The organism is Rossellomorea oryzaecorticis, assembly GCF_045897515.1.
Taxonomy (GTDB): Bacteria; Bacillota; Bacilli; order Bacillales; family Bacillaceae_B; genus Rossellomorea; species Rossellomorea enclensis.
Genome location: NZ_JBJOSA010000007.1, coordinates 65,770 through 82,708, shown reverse-complemented (window position 1 = coordinate 82,708; position 16,939 = coordinate 65,770). Strand labels below are relative to the sequence as shown.

At 39.8% G+C, this 16,939-nt stretch carries 13 protein-coding genes and 1 pseudogene; 10 read left to right on the top strand and 4 right to left on the bottom strand.

Annotated features, from left to right (window positions below; all coding sequences use genetic code 11):
- The first annotated feature begins 21 nt into the window (after positions 1-21).
- Positions 22-1,425 carry a restriction endonuclease subunit S gene (locus tag ACKA06_RS10615; protein WP_411159591.1) on the top strand — a complete coding sequence of 468 codons (1,404 nt, stop codon included), beginning with the start codon at positions 22-24 and terminating at the stop codon, positions 1,423-1,425.
- Positions 1,426-1,944: 519 nt separating this feature from the next.
- Here the strand turns inward: ACKA06_RS10615 and ACKA06_RS10610 are convergent.
- Positions 1,945-2,142, bottom strand: coding sequence for a hypothetical protein (locus ACKA06_RS10610; protein ID WP_411159590.1), 198 nt, complete (start codon positions 2,140-2,142; stop codon positions 1,945-1,947).
- Positions 2,143-2,298: 156 nt separating this feature from the next.
- On the opposite strand from ACKA06_RS10610, the pseudogene ACKA06_RS10605 reads away from it, so the two are divergent.
- The 4 genes and pseudogenes from ACKA06_RS10605 to ACKA06_RS10590 all read left to right on the top strand — a co-directional run bounded on the left by ACKA06_RS10605 (position 2,299) and on the right by ACKA06_RS10590 (position 8,541).
- A pseudogene (locus ACKA06_RS10605) lies at positions 2,299-2,633 on the top strand (nucleoside triphosphate pyrophosphohydrolase).
- A gap of 171 nt (positions 2,634-2,804) precedes the next feature.
- Entirely contained in the window at positions 2,805-5,369 is a 2,565-nt protein-coding gene (locus tag ACKA06_RS10600; protein WP_411159589.1) for an MrcB family domain-containing protein, read from the top strand.
- A 2-nt stretch (positions 5,370-5,371) separates the two neighbouring features.
- Positions 5,372-7,843 carry a DUF2357 domain-containing protein gene (locus ACKA06_RS10595; RefSeq protein ID WP_411159588.1) on the top strand — a complete coding sequence of 824 codons (2,472 nt, stop codon included), beginning with the start codon at positions 5,372-5,374 and terminating at the stop codon, positions 7,841-7,843.
- A 275-nt stretch (positions 7,844-8,118) separates the two neighbouring features.
- A complete protein-coding gene (locus ACKA06_RS10590) occupies positions 8,119-8,541 on the top strand; it encodes a hypothetical protein (RefSeq protein ID WP_411159587.1) in 423 nt (140 codons plus the stop codon).
- 411 nt (positions 8,542-8,952) lie between these two features.
- Here ACKA06_RS10590 and ACKA06_RS10585 read toward each other — a convergent pair whose 3' ends face one another.
- The 3 genes from ACKA06_RS10585 to ACKA06_RS10575 form a co-directional block, all read right to left on the bottom strand.
- A complete protein-coding gene (locus ACKA06_RS10585; RefSeq protein ID WP_411159586.1) occupies positions 8,953-9,810 on the bottom strand; it encodes a hypothetical protein in 858 nt (285 codons plus the stop codon).
- A gap of 535 nt (positions 9,811-10,345) precedes the next feature.
- Positions 10,346-11,119 carry an adenylate/guanylate cyclase domain-containing protein gene (locus tag ACKA06_RS10580; RefSeq protein ID WP_411159585.1) on the bottom strand — a complete coding sequence of 258 codons (774 nt, stop codon included), beginning with the start codon at positions 11,117-11,119 and terminating at the stop codon, positions 10,346-10,348.
- Between the two features lie 23 nt (positions 11,120-11,142).
- Positions 11,143-12,633: an adenylate/guanylate cyclase domain-containing protein gene (locus ACKA06_RS10575; protein WP_411159584.1), complete on the bottom strand. Its 1,491-nt coding sequence runs from the start codon at positions 12,631-12,633 to the stop codon at positions 11,143-11,145.
- A 164-nt stretch (positions 12,634-12,797) separates the two neighbouring features.
- Between ACKA06_RS10575 and ACKA06_RS10570 the strand changes: the two genes are divergently transcribed.
- The 5 genes from ACKA06_RS10570 to ACKA06_RS10550 all read left to right on the top strand — a co-directional run bounded on the left by ACKA06_RS10570 (position 12,798) and on the right by ACKA06_RS10550 (position 16,737).
- The gene (locus ACKA06_RS10570; RefSeq protein ID WP_411159583.1) at positions 12,798-13,451 is read left to right on the top strand and encodes a Pycsar system effector family protein; all 654 of its coding nucleotides are present in this window, start codon (positions 12,798-12,800) and stop codon (positions 13,449-13,451) included.
- 406 nt (positions 13,452-13,857) lie between these two features.
- On the top strand, positions 13,858-14,712 hold the full coding sequence (locus ACKA06_RS10565) for a hypothetical protein (protein WP_411159582.1): 855 nt from the start codon (positions 13,858-13,860) through the stop codon (positions 14,710-14,712).
- Positions 14,699-15,007 (top strand): hypothetical protein, encoded by a 309-nt coding sequence (locus tag ACKA06_RS10560; protein ID WP_411159581.1) that lies wholly within the window; start codon positions 14,699-14,701, stop codon positions 15,005-15,007. The genes ACKA06_RS10565 and ACKA06_RS10560 overlap by 14 nt, the downstream gene beginning before the upstream one ends.
- Entirely contained in the window at positions 14,958-16,283 is a 1,326-nt protein-coding gene (locus tag ACKA06_RS10555) for a replicative DNA helicase (protein ID WP_411159580.1), read from the top strand. The genes ACKA06_RS10560 and ACKA06_RS10555 overlap by 50 nt, the downstream gene beginning before the upstream one ends.
- 154 nt (positions 16,284-16,437) lie before the next feature.
- Positions 16,438-16,737, top strand: coding sequence for a hypothetical protein (locus ACKA06_RS10550; RefSeq protein ID WP_411159579.1), 300 nt, complete (start codon positions 16,438-16,440; stop codon positions 16,735-16,737).
- Positions 16,738-16,939: the final 202 nt, after the last annotated feature.

Here is a 16,939-nt window from a genome sequence, read left to right as displayed (position 1 = left end):
GAAGAGAAGTACAAAAAATTATTGAAAGGGCTTGAGATAAGTGTTATTAATAAGTCCGAGTTAGAAAGAACATTCAGGGTTGATTCTGAATTCTATGAGAAAGAAAATCTAGAAATTCAAGAAGTATTAAACTTCCATGAAACATCTAGAATATCGGAATTAACTAAGGTATCAGATGGTAATCACATGAGTATTAGTGAAAAGTTCATAGATGAGGGAATACCGTATTATAGAGGGCAGGATATACACAACTTCTTTATTGAACAATCTAACCCAATATGTATCGATAATGAAACATTCAACATTCCGCATATGAAACGTTCTCATTTGAAGAAAGGGGATGTATTGCTTTCTATTGTAGGAACCATCGGTGGAGTTTCCTTAGTAAGTAAAGAAGAGCCTGCCACCTGCAATTGTAAGTTAGCTATCTTACGTCCTAAGGATGTTGATGGATTCTATTTAGCTGTATTCCTTCAGACAAAATTTGGTCAAAACCAAATAAGAAAATTCACACGTGGTGCTGTACAAAAAGGACTAATACTAGAAGATATGGACCAAATATTAGTTCCAGTTTTGTCTAAAAACATACAGAATACAATTCGAGGATTGGTTGAAAAAGCATATGATAAGTTAGGCGAGTCTAAGAGATTATACCAAACCGCAGAGAATTTATTATTAGAAGACTTAGGTTTAAAAGACTTCCAACCGAGTAAAGGACCTGTAAATCTAAAGAGTTATAAAGAATCATTTCTCACTACAGGTCGTTTAGATGCTGAATATTACCAACCGATGTACGAAGATTATTTAGATCTAATATATAGATATAAAAATGGCTATGGGAGTTTGAAAAGTATTTGTACAATAAAAGATAATAACTTCCAACCGGATGAAAAGCTTTGTTATAACTATATTGAACTCTCTAATATTGGAAAGTCCGGAGAAATAACAGGTTGCACAACTGCTTTAGGAAGTGAACTTCCTTCAAGAGCAAGGAGAAAAGTAAAAACAAATGATGTAATTATTTCTTCTATTGAAGGATCATTAGAAAGCTGTGCATTAGTTCCAAATGAGTATGACAATTCTCTCTGTTCTACTGGATTCTACGTAATAAATTCTAAGTTAGTTAACTCTGAAACCCTCTTAGTTTTATTTAAATCGGAACCAATGCAAAACGTTCTAAAACAAAACTGTTCAGGGACAATTCTAACTTCAATAAGTAAAAGTGAGGTTTTAAATATCCCATTACCAATCATTGATATAAATGTACAAAAAACTATTATGAAAAAGGTAACTGAGAGCTTTCGACTTAGAAAAAAATCAGAGAAACTTCTTGAAGTGGCTAAAAAGGCAGTAGAAATTGCGATTAAAGAAAATCATGAAGAAGCCTTGAACTACATTGAAGAACATAAGGTATTAATGGAGTAACTTCAAAAGTCGGTAGAACATGAAAATTGAGTATCTAGTTTCATAGACCCCATTATTACGTTTTAAACATTCTCTTACTTTACTAGCTTCCGGTAAGGAACGGAAATTAGTAGGATTAAAAAACTTAATAATTATATTTGATTTAGAAACTGATTTAAGGGGAGAAATCAGTACCTACTCTTTTAGCCTTGATTCTATACAGTTTAGCTAAAAGAGTAGGTGAATATTTTGCTCTGTTATACAGACCTGATAAAGAAGCGTGCCCCATTGAGTTGGTATGAAGAATTGTCATTTCACTAGGAAACCTTTTAGGGTGAGAGGAAGTTGACCTCCGCATATCTAATAGCGGATAGAAGTAGTCATGTTTCTTGTTTGGTTAAATTTAACTTCATTTACTCAAATAGAAACAGCATGTCACTAAAAATATGATTAATAAGTTCCATACTAAAAGCAAAGTTTAACTTAAGTGCTTTTTTAATGTGTAAAAGGAAATGCTTGTAAGAATTATTGGTGTAGAGATTATAATAGCTTAATTAATATCATCTGCTTTTTAGCTTCCTTAAACACTTTTTGTCTACCATACCCTCTAAAAGCGTAAGTGGTAGAGTTTTTATCTTTAATATAAACTTCACCATAGGCATTTCGGCTTTCAAATCCTATAAAAGTAAAGCAATAGGATTCTTTATTCTTAATTATACCAAACTCCTTTTTATTCATTAATAAAATCTCCTTTGTTCTATAGAATTAATAAGGGTAAAGAGGCTTCATTACTTACAATATGTATTCTTATTCTAAATGTTTTTATAAAAAAGGGTAAAGCACTATTTCATCGTGCTCTTAGTAAAGATAGTACAGAAATAGGAGGCTAATAATATGCCAACCTACAACAAACTAGTCAGAGATAAAATTCCAAAAATAATTGAGAAGACAGGAAAAAAGGTTTCAACAGAAATCCTAAGTGATCGGGATTACATAAAATATTTAAAAGAAAAAAGCTATGAAGAACTGGACGAGTATTGCACCTCGGCCACTGTTGGAGAAGCAGTGGAGAAGCAGTGGAGGAGCTGGCGGATCTGTTAGAAATCATTCATGCTTTGGCCAATCATCATGGTTCTTCTATAGAAGAAGTTGAATCGGTACGCCAAGTGAAGGCAGAGAAGCGCGGCGGGTTTGAAGAGAAGATTTTTTTGATTGAGGTTGAGGATTGATCGAATGACAAGTTAGCCCCGTTTAGCAAAAGGGTTTACATCTACATCATTACGTCATTTTAATTGGAATTTAGAATAATAATATTGAAGTCTTCTTTGCTTACTGCAGGAAGGCTATTTTATTTGGAAATAATTTGCTAAACTAAAGAAAACGATGTTTAGGAGACATGTATGATCATAGAAATCTTAAAAGCATTAGCTGAAAGAATTGAAGTGGTACAAACCTTATCACTGAACAAAAATAATTACATTAGAAGAACAGATGGAAAAGGTATTTATGTAGAGACAGAGTCATCATTGGAGAAGTTCCGGCGTGGAGAAAAGACGACTTCACTTGAGTTAATTTCCTATGAGTTTATACAACAAGCTTGGCAAGAATTTTCTTCTAAGCGGGTGGCTTCTAAAGAGGACTTTGTTCGAACACGGGGGAGAACTTCATTTATTATGTCTTTTTTCGCGAAGCTTCCTTTTGTAAAGGTAGTAGAAAATGGACAAAAGACAGCGATTTCGTTAATAGAGTTCAAAACAGAGGATTTGCCAAATGAGCAGATCCACAAGGTAAAGACCTTTTTAGAGGAAATCATTGAGGGTACTTACCATCCTGAAAGATTAAGTGAACAACTAGAAGGTAATGAATATCGAATCAAATCAAGAGCGCGCCAGGACTTGAGGTTGCTAGGTTTCCTAGATAAGAATCAACATCAAAACGAGGAACTCATTAACAAATACATAAAATCTTCTAATAAAATTGAACTATTAAGGGAACAAATTTTACATAAACAGTATTTTAGAATCGCACTTGAAACATTGGATTTATTAGAAAATCATACACCAAATGAGAAAAAGAGAGCCTTAATTGAGCTAGGGAAACTAATCGTAAGGAATTCACTTGGGGAAAATCTAATGGTGGATAGTGTTGCGAAAGAAAGAACTACGAATCTTCTCAAATGGCTTCAATATGTAGATTTGATTGATGAAGAGTACACTCCAAATATTCAGGTCAATACACTAAAGGAGCACCCTACTGTGAATACGTCGATACGTGAAAAACTATTATATATTATGAATAATTATGTTTCAGCCAAGGCTCAACCTTTTGGAGGGAATCAGCTTGGCTCTTATGTAAGAAATGAGGTCCCTAAAGAATTTCAAAAGCTGCCTTGTTTGAATGATCAATATGTTGTTACGGGCTCTGTGGGTCAAGGGAACTGGGCATCTGTTCCTTGGATTGCGATTATGAATAAAGAAATTACAACTTCTACACAAAGAGGATATTATATCGTTTATTTGTTCAGTGAAGATATGAGTAGACTTTATTTAACGTTAGCCCAGGGAGTAACAGAAACCACAAAAGAAGAGATGTTGAAGCGTAAGCAAGAGATACGTGATCATATAGAAATGAGGGCTTCGGTTAAGAAGGATAATGATTTATATCTAGGAGAGTCAAGTAAAGCAAAGGGGTATGCTCTATCAACTGCTGCTTACATTGAATATCGTAAAGACGAAATGCCCTCTGAAAGAGAGCTGGTTGAAGATTTAGAGAGCATGATTTTCTATTATGAGAGATTCATAGGTCATTCTAAATCTCAAGATATTACAGAGGATGGTTTACCTGAAGTTGAGGAAGCCGCAGTCGAGTTTAGAAATGACAGCGAACTGGTTGATCATATCCATGCTTATATTTCAGCTAAAGGATTTTATTATGAACGGAGAGATATTAATAACTTATGCCTTTCTCTAAAGACTAAGCCTTTTGTTATCCTTTCCGGCATCTCCGGAACTGGTAAAACTAAAATCGTCCAACTCTTTGCTGAAAGTCTAGGAGCAACCGCAGATAACGGACAATGCGCGTTAATCCCTGTCCGTCCAGATTGGAGCGATGGATCAGATCTTATTGGCTACCGTGACATAAAAGGCGAATTCCAAGCAGGTCCATTTACAAAGATATTAATAGAGGCGAATAAACTGGAGAATCGAAATAAGCCGTATTTTGTTCTGTTAGATGAGATGAATCTAGCTAGAGTGGAATACTACTTCAGTGATTTGCTGAGTGTGATGGAAAGTCGTGACCGTAAGGATGGAGAGTTGGTTTCTGCTCCTGTGGTGGAGGAGATGGAAGTTGGCCGATTGCTGATGAGGGACAATCTATTTATCATTGGGACGGTTAATATGGATGAAACGACTCATCCGTTTAGTCCGAAGGTTTTAGACCGCGCCAATACGATTGAATACAATGAGGTGGTTTTGGATCACTTTGGTTTTTTGAGTAAAGATTCTGTTGCTGAACCATTGTCTGTTTCGAATGAGCAGGTGGCTGGAAGGTTTCTAAATTTAAAGGATGCTTATTTTGATCATGAAGATTTGGTTAAAAAGGTTACTAGTTTGCTAGTTGAAGTGAATTCAATTTTAGAACCGATAAAGGCTCATTTTGGTTACCGTGTTCGGGACGAGGTTTGTTTTTATATGATTTATAACGATGAGGGGCAATTGATGTCATTTGATGAGGCGTTTGATTATCAGCTGCTTCAGAAGGTGCTTCCGCGGTTAACTGGGAATGATCTTAAAACGGAAGATGCACTGAAGAAGTTGTACAGATTCTGTACGAATCATGAGTGGACGGATGAAGATGTCGAGTCGATTGAGAAATATGCTCGTTTCTCGAAATCAGCTAGAAAGCTGTCGAATATGATACCGAAGATTATGCATGACGGCTTCACTTCTTTCTGGGGTAGTTAAGGATGAGTGGAGCGGAGACGAAAGAGCTTTTGTACATTGAAACGGAGGATTTGTCGCTTTATATCAAGGGGATGCCATATAATGCCCGCTTTGAGAATCTATCACAGTATCGAAAGCACTCTGTGATTGAGAAAGAGGTTATGAGGTTTAAGGTGAGCGGGGAGAACATAGGTTCAGTTGAACTTTATGATGTGGAGACGGATTCGCTTGAAGTCGAAGAGGGACATTCTTATTCTCCTATTTTCTTTGAGAATGGAACTTATCAGATTGTGATTTCCCCGAAGAATGATAAAGCACTAACATTTTATCATGAGCATCCAGGTTTGCGGAATGCTGTTGAACCTGTTGGGAGAGGGAAGAATCCGATTCTGATGGGGAACTTGCAGTTCATGAATGAAGTCGGATTCACGAGCTTTCAGGTGAAGCATAAGGGGAAGACGTTAATTGATGTTACACTTGAAATTTTCCCAACGAAATTAAGTTATAAGGATGATTACCGTAAGCTGCTTGAAGAGGTGAATGATGAGGTCTATAATCTGGCCTTTCACTTTATTAAGAAGACGTTTCTAGGGGCTTCGAATCATTTGTCAGAGAATCCTTCTTTAACGGAGTTTTACCGGTTGATCGAGTTTTATTTCGAGAGCTTTATCAAATCGATTCAGCGCATTGAGGAGCAGCCCCATCATCAGCTGCTGACGGAGCATCAGATGGTAAGAGGTGAGCGGATCAAAAAGCTGGATAGCAAGGGGAGAAAGCACTTACGCCGCAATCCTCGTTTATTTATAGAAACGGAAAATGGAATGGTACTGCATGATAAGCCTGTGTTTCCAGTGAAAGGCTTAAACGCCCGCAAAACCATTACCTACGATACGCTGGAGAATCGGTTTGTAAAGTGGATGATGGAGCGGCTAACACACAAGTTAGCGGATTTAGCTAAGAAGGTTGCCAGTCAGTCTGGCAGATATGAGCGTCCAGTTGATGAAGAACTGTTGGGTAACATCATGTCCATGCAGAAGAAGTTAAAGGCTTTTATGAATAAGCCGTTTTGGAAGAGTATCAGCTCCATTGATCGAACAGTGACGAGCATGGTGATTCAGCGGAAGATCGGGTATCGGGATGCTTATAAGATTTATTTGGTGGTTACGAGAGGGCTGGCGTTAGAAGGCGAGCTATTTAAGATGTCTGTGAAGGATGTGGCCACTCTTTATGAGTATTGGACGTATTTGAAGATGGGACAGATCCTGCGGAAGAACTATGTATCGGAGTACCAGGATGTTGTGGCAATCCGTCACGGGGCTTTGTTTGTTGATCTGGATCAGACATCAAATGCAAAGCAGATATTTACTCATCCTCAGACGGGCGAGCGGATTGTTCTTTCTTTTCAGAAGAGAGAAGGGAAGCTGCCTACGGTGACGCAGAAGCCTGATATTATGCTTGAAGTCGAGAAGAAGCATTCGCATAACCGATATCATTATGTGTTTGATGCGAAGTATCGGATTGATTTCGGGTTTGGGACAGGTACTGCTGAAAAGGTCGGTCCACTTGAGGAGGATATTAATACGATGCACCGGTACCGGGATGCGTTGGTGAAGAAGCATGATCAGCGTGACAGCTATGAGCGATATTCCTTTGGCGCATATGTATTGTTTCCGTGGAATGAAGAGCAGGCTTATTTAGAGCATCCTTTTTATAAGAGTATTGATGAAGTGAATATTGGCGGGCTGCCGTTTCTGCCAAATTCAACCGTGCTGGTTGAGCGGTTAGTAGACTGGCTTGTTGAGAGTAATCCTGAGGATCTACAAGAAGAAGGTGTCTTGCCGACTGGAGCATGGACTCATTGGGAATCATCGCTTGATGAGAAGGTGTTGGTTGGTACGGTGAATGATGCTAGGATGTATCGGGATTATAAGATACTTGGTTATTTTGAGTTGGATTCTGCTGTGCTTCGGAAAGGGTGGCAGAGTTCTGAGTATGTGGCGTTGTATGTGACTAGTGAGGTTAGTGCTGAGACTGGAGTTGCTAATGGGATTGAGTTTTATGGACGTGTCCAGGATGTAAGGATCCTAGGGTCTCGAGTGAGGTTTGAAGTTGAGAGCTGGCGGAAGCTGAAGCGTGGGATTCGTCCGGTTGGATATGGGGTTCAGTCTCATATGTTGACGACGATGGCTTTGCTTGAGCAGGCTGAGGAGCTTCCGGAGTTGTTTATGAAGTCTGGTGAGGAGATTAAGTTGTGGCGGATGCTGCGTCGGTTATCTAGTAAAGTATCTACTAGTTTAGATGATATTTCTATTGATCGGGCTAGGAAGGTTCAGGCTTATCAGATTGGGCATGTTGAGGTGTTATTTAATTCAGTGAAAAAGCAGATTGAAGTTTTGCAGAATGATGAATTGTTGAATACGGTTTCGTTAAATACTTTACAAAAGCAACCAGCGCAGGCTTTTAAACTTATTAAGGAATTACTTTTTTACCAATAACATTTGATGGAAGGGGCTTGGATTTATCACAAGCCTCTTTTTTAAAAGGTGAAGGATAAAAATGTATAGGTTATAATTGGAAATAATAGTGGTCCTTAATCCTGAACAATTTAAAAAATGGGCAAATGCAAGGGATCAAATACCCCAAGAATTCATTTCTATATGAATATGTTAAATGGTAAATGGATTGATGATAGAGATAATTTTAACTATGTTTTTACATCAGCTGCAGAAAACTGGAAAGTAATTGAAGAGAAATTGTAAAGGAGAAAGATATGCACTTTAAGATTGACAGTTTTGTTTTACAGGAAAGTATAAAAAAATTAACCGAAAGATTAATTAATGCAAAAACTGATACAGAAGCATGCAATTTATTAGTTAACGTTAATTCCATTGGAGAGCTAAATAAAGTTAAAGCTTTTATTAATTGTCAAAAGAAAGAAATTGGAAATAATTTTTCAGCTTTTGCTATTTTTATATCAGTTTTTGCTTTACTTTTACCTGCATTAGAAAAATTATTTAATGATTCTAATTTTGCTTTCATCATACTTAGTCTTTCATTATCTCTCGGATTTGGTCTAGTAATCTTTAAAGAGGGAATTCCTTTTATTAATAAGACTAATGAGTATAACAGTAAAATAGATTATATTGTATATCTGATTAATGAAGAAATTTCTAGTAGAGATAGTTCAGTATAAGTGTTTACCTAAAGTAATTTGATTTAAAGGGAGGAAACGCTTTGCAGGAAACTCTTATTAAAGCAGATGATTATATAACACTATGGGGATGTCGTAGTATGGGCATCATCAAATTTAACTCAAAATTTAGCTATTTTAAGTTGTTAATAATTAACAGTAAGATAGTTTTTTGATATAATTAAAGATAACATTAAGGATTTTGAGACAAAAAAATTTTAGGAGAATTTTAGGAGATTTAAAATATTGTTTTTAAAAAGGGGCGTAATATGAAAAGTAATAGATCTAATAATAATAGTACTAGCCAAAAAAGAACAATAAATGTATCTTCTCCTAGACCTGTTGGGATAGCACCCGGAAGGAATATCAGATCTGGAGAGAGACCATCATATCAAGCTCCAACGCCACCTAAACCTAAGTAATAATCTTAGGTTTAGGTTTTTTAACGTTTAATTCATTAATAATTAGACCAGACTTTGTATCTATGTAGGATTTCTTTATTTCGTAATTGAAATATTCGTGTGATTCACCCCAGCCTTTTGAAGAATCGATAATTAATGACTTCTCAGTTTCAAAAGGACGGGACATTCTAATAACTGGCCCACAGATTCTATCTTGTGGTTTATCTAGTTTATAAATTTCAACAACCAGCTGATCTTCCTTTTGTTCCTCTAACCTATAAAAGAAGCTTTCCCAAACCGTAGGGTCTTCTGCAAGTTTTATTATCTTTCTATTAATGCGAACTTTATTAATAATATTTAATACTTCCCGATAAAGATACTTTGCCCATATTAGCGCAGTAAAGAAACTAAATACTGAACTAAGAATTAAATAATAAAATAGAAAGATAAGATTGTTAGAGAGATTATTCAGATCGTCCAGATTTACAATAACTGTTAAACTCAAGAATGATAAGTCTACCTTCCACAAATTTAATATAAAACTAATTAGCATGAACAATAAATCATAAATGATAACGGTAAAAAAAGTGGTGGGTGCCCATAGTAAAGCTGTTAAACCAACCATTTCAGTAGGAGTATGTTTTACTACTGGATTAATTCCAAATAATTGTAGCCAGAAATAAGTGATTAAACCGGGTAAAGAAAATATGATTAATGATATAAGTTGATCCATTTTATTCTCCCTGTGTTCATTTGGATAAAAAATTTGAAGCAAATATCTCAATGTCGTTTGATTAAATTTGCATTTATTAATTAAAACTTTCATGTAAAAAGATGTTAAATCATGTGCCTTATCTGTTTGATTTTCCATTTTTCATCCGTTACTGTAATTTAATCATCTATAAATATACACCATTAATAGTAATAAATGGAACTTGTTTTTGAGGTTGTTAATTTTAGAATGGAGCGCCGGGGGGAGCAAGGATGCATGGGGACAGTTCTCTTGCTTCCTTTTAAATAAATGTGGAAGGGAAATATCGCTCACACAAAATAAATTTTTTTGCTAGTCTAGAATTTGTTTGCCTGCCAGAAGTTTAGGCCAAATAGTGCTTAAAAAGGTATTGCGACAGCATGATTAGCGAAAAGAAAATCTATTCCAATAAGAACTAACGCCTTAAACGTATATGGGACAGGAAGCATAAGAACCGTCCCTGTGCTTCCCTATTTATTACTACTGTAGAGTTAGAAAAAAGAATCTTTAATAAAGGAAAGACTGAATCTTAAAAATTGCAGGCTTTTATCCAGTTATTTTACGTATTAAGCATAAAATACCCCTTGCAGAGAATACTATTGTCAATAAAAAAGCCAAAAAAGAAGCTCACTCATGTGAACTTCATTCTAATTCCCTATTTATTTTTTTCAGCCCAATCTGTTAATTCTAATCTATAGAAATTACCAGTATATACATCCCCGTGCTTTGAATGGTTCCTTAATGTAAGAAAGTCCTGGAAAGTCTGCTGTTTTTCGGAGTTGGCGATGAAACTATCGGCACTCATATAGACGGCTTCCGTCACACATATTGGAGCGGTGAAGTCTTTGTAAGCGAGTCCACACATTTTGGAGGCTCTATTCACCACATCCCCCATGTAAATCAAATCACTAATGCCACTTCCGCTGAACCCGGCTTTAATAACCAAAGCTCTTCCGAGAGCTACACCAATCCCTGCTTTCAACTCTTGGAAACCATCCCATTTCTTCTGGAACTTTACATTTAGGACTTTCATCATGCCATTACACATCGAAGCGGATTGGAGGGCTTCAATTACTGCTGGTCCACTGGTTTCTTCTTTTCCTGCAAACATCGCAGACACACAATCTCCCACAATATTAATTTCCTTGCAGGTTTGAAAACTATTGACGATGGCAACGATTTCACTAATATATGCCCGGTAGATGCGTGCTAAGGTCTTTGATTTCCTGCCTTGAGTTTTGATTAAGTCCGTTGACCCCCGCAAGTCGATAAATAGGGACGCACATTGAACGTATTTGCCACTTTTGTATGTCAAATCATCCTTTTTCGGGATGTCATCTGATTCCTCGTAATTAGCTGTGCTGGACAAGATGTCATCGATCCGGCTCAAGCTATTTTCAAATTTAAACTTTTGATAATTCCCTCGCATAACAGATTCCCCTCTCTTTTGAATTATTCGATGAACAGACCTGGGTAATGCACAATTTCCTTTTCCATTCCCAATTCCTTGAGGACATTGCGCAGACGAAGTACGTCTTGAACGGACGGGTTATGGTGTTGGATGTGATGAAGAACAGCTTGCAGGTATTCCTTCTCTCGTCCCACTTTCTTGATAATCGTCACCGAGTTTGATTCTAATGGGATGGAGGCATAAGGTAAATCTTCTAACAATTGTTCTACAAGAATTCGAAACGCTAATTCGGATTCATTATTTCGATGCAGATATGTCACGATTTGCCATACATATAAGTCATTATGGACAGTTCCCGGTTTCTTTCCGATTTCTGCTCCTAGATTTTGGACTTCTTTTAGTTCAATTAAGAAATCCTGGAGCTTCATATTGTTGGTTCTGTCTCTTAAACTGGTCATTCGAACGTCGTAGATGAGCTCCTTTTTCTTATATGCAAGTACTTTCTCAATGTCCTGTTCTTTCTTTTTCAAATCATCTTCCTTTTTCTTCACCACTTGTTCCCGTCTATGCAGTTCTTGTTGCTTTTGCTCTGCTTGGTTCTCTTTAGCGGTAACGGATACTTCACGGAGAACGACCTGTTCAAAATTACTTAACAATCCGTCGACCTTTGATTCGACACCATGGACAATATTTGTAACGATTTGAGAGGTATCAATACCTTCCGATTCTATAGAGACATCAGAAGAAGCGGTGGCCCGTTTCTCTTCCGGTTCCCCCCCCATCTCTTCTACTAACTCGTTTAGGTAAAATGCATGGGCCCCATACCCTTCAAAGATACTGTCTCCTTTTACCCGATATCCTTTTTTCCAAATAGAATTACCTTCCGAATCTGTTTTGAATGGTTGCGTCAGTTTGTCATAAAAGCGTTTGGTCACAAAGATTTCTTTGGCTTCTGCTAAATCGGTGTGTTTGCTTGCTACATTAGCGGTCTTTCCTGCCCACACCAAATCTCGGGAGTCTTCTCCCTGATGTTTCATACCAATTGACGTAGTTAGGACTCGTCCAGTATCCAGTCCGATGCCACATTCGATTTCCTTATTGCTGACGTTTTTTCGGCATAATGGATTGAAGAGATACTCGACCACCGTCAAGATGGCTTGTGCAGCAACCATGGCTTTATGGACAGAGTTTTCTTCTGCATCATCCACGAATACGCCCATCACTCGGTCTCCGGCGATTTGACGAACTCGTCCACCACTTTCGTATACGCACATGGACATGGATCTGGCAAAGGCACGGTAAATTTTCGCCATATTCTTCGCTTGGGATTTGTCCGATAGTTTTGTAGAGCTTCGGATGTCTACGAACAAGATAGTGCAGTTTGTAATAATCAGACCACGATTCTTATCCGGTAACTCCTGTGTGGAAGGAACGGTATCTCCGGTGAAATCGGTGATTTCCATTTCGGTTGTAAAGATGCGTTTAATTCGTGTTTCAAGTTCATTGTATTTCTCCTTGCTGATACTAGGCATACTTGGACACCACTTTCTATGGGCGAGTATTCTTATTATAAATCTTTGGAAAAGATATCGCTAAGGAAATACATATCTTTTCCATATTTGTTTTCTCTTGTATTCTTGATCGGAAAGGCTTATAAAAGAAGTAGCCCATATCTGCGTAGAAGGAGGACTTACCAATGTCAGACCATTCCAATACACCAGAGCCCCCTCCAGGTGAAGAAGGAGCTCAAAACAACCTAAATACACCATCCACATTATCTCATGCGGAACGAAAAGAAGAATCAATCAAGACGCTTGAACGCATTAATTTCTGGATAGCCAATTGTGACACCAAGATTTCTTTTTCGTTAGCGTTTGCCGGCATTTTACTTGGAGGATTCTTCTCCAGTAGCATTATTACGGGCTCTTTAACCAAATTGATAGAGAAGCTCATAAAAATCAAGGATATCGAGAATCATTGGGAAATGCGTCACATTGAGTTAACGACCATCGTACTCGTTATCTTTGTAATCCTAATAGTTGTGAGCGTGACATACCTGTTTCGGGGTATTAAGGGTTCGATTGACCCATCCGTCTACCAGCAAGCCCAACTGACAACGAACTCGAACCTATTTTTCGGAAGCATTCAAGGAAAGTCATTTGGTGACTTCAAAGATGCTATTGACGCACAAACACAGGAACAGCTTCAAAATGATTACTTATCTCAAACCTATATCAATTCGAAGATTTGTCAGCAGAAATTCAATCTATACAACAAAGGGGTTACCTACTTAATCTTTTCAACGGTTGCATTCATTATCTTGAACACGTTGTTCTTGTTTATCCGTTGATGTGAAAAAGGCAAACAAAAAACACACTATCAAATGAGGTGTGTTTTGTTCTAATTGAACATAGTTTATTATATATCCGAAACTCATCGCTGGGAAGCACAGGGACGGTTCTCTTGCTTCCTTTTGCATAAATGTGGAAGGGGTATATCGGGACAATTCCTGATGAATATATCCATAAATAATAAAGAGCAATCTTGGCAAAGTGTGCCGGGGTTGCTCTTTTTGTTGTGGGTTCAGGGTGACTTTGCAATTGGCCATTTTGGTCAATGTAATGCAAGCAGGTAACGACAATTGATCTCGAATTAAATCATTTGAGAAAGAAATATAAATATTTTTCAATCAAGGGTAGCCTTTTCAAAACTAAATCAATATATAGGAGGTGAATAGGATAAGGGAGTGATTTGGAATGGCATTGATTGGGTGGACGAAGTTTGAGAGAAGTATTTTGGAGTCGAGGGTGTTCTGTCACCCGGAGGATGTGCGGATTTATTTGTGGATTTTGAATCATGCGGTGGTGAAGGATGGTGTCGTGGTGGGTGACCGGGTATTGAAGAAGGGGCAGTATGTGCAGTCGATTGGTGAGCTTCAGGACAAGCTTATGTTTTATAACGGGAAGAAGAAGGAGAGGTTTAGTTCGTCAAAGGTTCAGAGGTCGATCAAGCGGCTGGAGAAGGAAGGACTGTTTACGGCAGAGAAGTTCAGGAGCGGGTATCTGTTTACGGTGAGGGAGGCAAGGGACCCTGTAAGGGATCCGCAGATTGTGGATATTACATTGAATGAAGAGGATATGACTGATACTAACCGGCACGAAGGGGATGCCGGCAACATTTTGCCCTCGCGATGTGAATCAGCAACGGAGGACAATCGGGACAGAAACGGTAACAGAAATAAGAATGTAAAGAACGTAGAGAACGAAAAGAAAAAAACACTCACCACCCTAACGAATACTATGGCAGATAGATTGGCGCTCATCACCGAGCACTTCCTGGTGAGGAGGGGAGGAAGCTTTTCGCTGTCACCGGTCGATCAGATGGCGCTTGAGAAGATCAGCCTGCATGAGATGCCGGTGGACGAGCTGAAGGCGTTCATGGATGAGCAGTTTGAGAAAATCAAGGTGTATGAGCCGAACGGCACGATTCACAGTCCGAAGTATTTGCTGAAAGCCTTGGAGAGACGGGAGTCGCCGGAAAAGAGGATGGCCGAGCTGGATGCCATGCTTGACCGGCTGGAAGAGAGTTTGAACGATTATGACGATGAATGAGTTCAAGGAGCTTATGAATCTGCTGCATCTGGCGTATCCGGCAAAGAAGCTGCCGCAAACAACGATGAATTTGTGGTTCGGAATGCTTAGGGAATGTGAGTATCGAGAGGTGAAAAGACGGCTGGACGACCATATCAAACAGCATAAATATATTCCGGGTGTCTCCCAGCTTTATGTGAGCCCCGAGACGGAAACGACGGTGCTTGACATGCTGGGGGAGTGGGAGAAGGAGGGGGTGGAACGGATTGAACACATTGAGCGAGGGAGCGGACCGAAGAAACCTTGGGAGCGATGAAGCGGTCTTACGGCTGCTGCATGAAGCAGAGAGTATGATCCTCGGGGCTGTGCTGCTGGAAGAGGACAGGATCCACCAGCTCAGCCTAGAGACGAAGCACTTCACCCAGTCGAGGAACCGGATCGTGTTCGGGGCGATGAAGGAGCTGCAGAAGAAGAATGTCGAGATCAACCCGGTGACGCTTGTGGAAGAGCTGCAGGATCAAACCGAGAATGTAGGGGGCGTCACCTATCTTCTGGAGCTCGCGGCTTATTGTCCGTCGGTTGCGAATCTCGGCTATTACGAGAAGATCGTGATGAAATACTATGACTTGAGTTTGATTCGGAATTCGGCCAGCCATTTTTTGAATGATTACACCCCGGAATCTGCACAGGATCTGTACAAGGTGCTCATCGAGATGCATAGCGAACGGAGTCATGATGAGGAGACGAAGGAGAGTATCCTCATGGAACTCTATGAATCTCTTTATGAGGAGCGGAGGGGGATGCCGGGGGTGAACACCGGGTTCCCTGCGTTGAACGGGCTGACGGGAGGCTGGAAGGATGGCGAACTCATCATCCTCGCAGCACGGCCGTCGATGGGGAAGACGGCGCTTGCGATTCAGCTCGCATGGGAGACCATGAAGGAAGAGGGGGTGTCGCTCGTCTTTTCCCTCGAGATGAGCTCGAAGCAAATCATGCAGCGGCTGCTCTCGAATCTGTCCGATATCAATATGATGAAATGGCATAACCCGTATAAATACTTATCGAAGGAGGAAATGCCGCGGATGCAGGAAGCGTTGAACTCGGTCTACAAAGCGAACCTGCAGCTCTCGGATAACGGATTGATCACGCTGATGGAAATCAGGCAGAGGATTTTAAATCTTAAGCGGGAGTATCCGACTCAACCGTTTTTGGTGGTGATTGATTACTTGCAGCTGATCAACGTGAGGGAGCGGTTTGACCGGCATGATTTGATGATCGGGCATATCACAAAGCAGCTGAAGAGCATGGCGAAGGAATTCGGGATCCCGATCATCCTGCTGTCCCAGCTGTCGCGGGGTGTGGAATCCAGGGATGACAAGAGACCGAGGCTGTCGGATCTTCGTGACTCCGGGAATATCGAGCAGGATGCGGATATTGTGTTGTTTTTATATCGGGATGAGTACTACAACAGTGCATCTGAAGCGGGGGATGTTGTGGAAGTGAAGGTGGCGAAGAATCGGAACGGGCCGGTCGGTACGGTGAAGCTGCGGTTTAAGAAGGAGTGCGGGCGGTTTAGTGGGAATGGGAAGTGAAGCGTTGGGCGAGATTTCTGTGGTCTGATGGTGGAGCCACGGGACGAGGGGACAGGTTCATTGTCCCGGTTTCGGTCGGGAGCGGGTCGCGGGGACACAACCCTGACCCGGTTGGAGTGGTTTATTTTTATAAAAAAGAAGGGGAGTGACGGGAATGTTTATGACGAAGGCTGCGGTTGAGGCGGAGGATTCTTTTTTAGAAGAAGGCAGGAAGATGTATCGGCTGTTGATCGACTTGATGGGGGCAGCGGATGTGAGGGAAGATGGGCTGGGATTCTTGAGCTATGGTGAGATTTGGCGGGCTTGCTGTGAGCGGGGGATGTTCTTGTTACATAAAGAGGGGTTTGCGGTGATGATGGATGGGTTGACGTGGATGGAGGAGGAAGGGCTTTTGAGGAGGGAGAGGGTTACTGGGGGGAGTTGGTTTGGGGTTGGTAGACATTCATTTGTTTGAAGTGATGTGAGAGGGTTTTTAAGATTTCGGGGTCTGCCCCCCACTTCGGTAACCCTTTAGTGTGCCGGGGGACAGACCCCGATAATCTGAGTAAGTACGATGACAAAACTTAATAGGAATTTGCTAGTATTGATAGGGGCAGATTATTTTGGTCCTTTTTTTGTTCATTTAAAATTCAGCCTGAAAAGTGAACACATCAAAA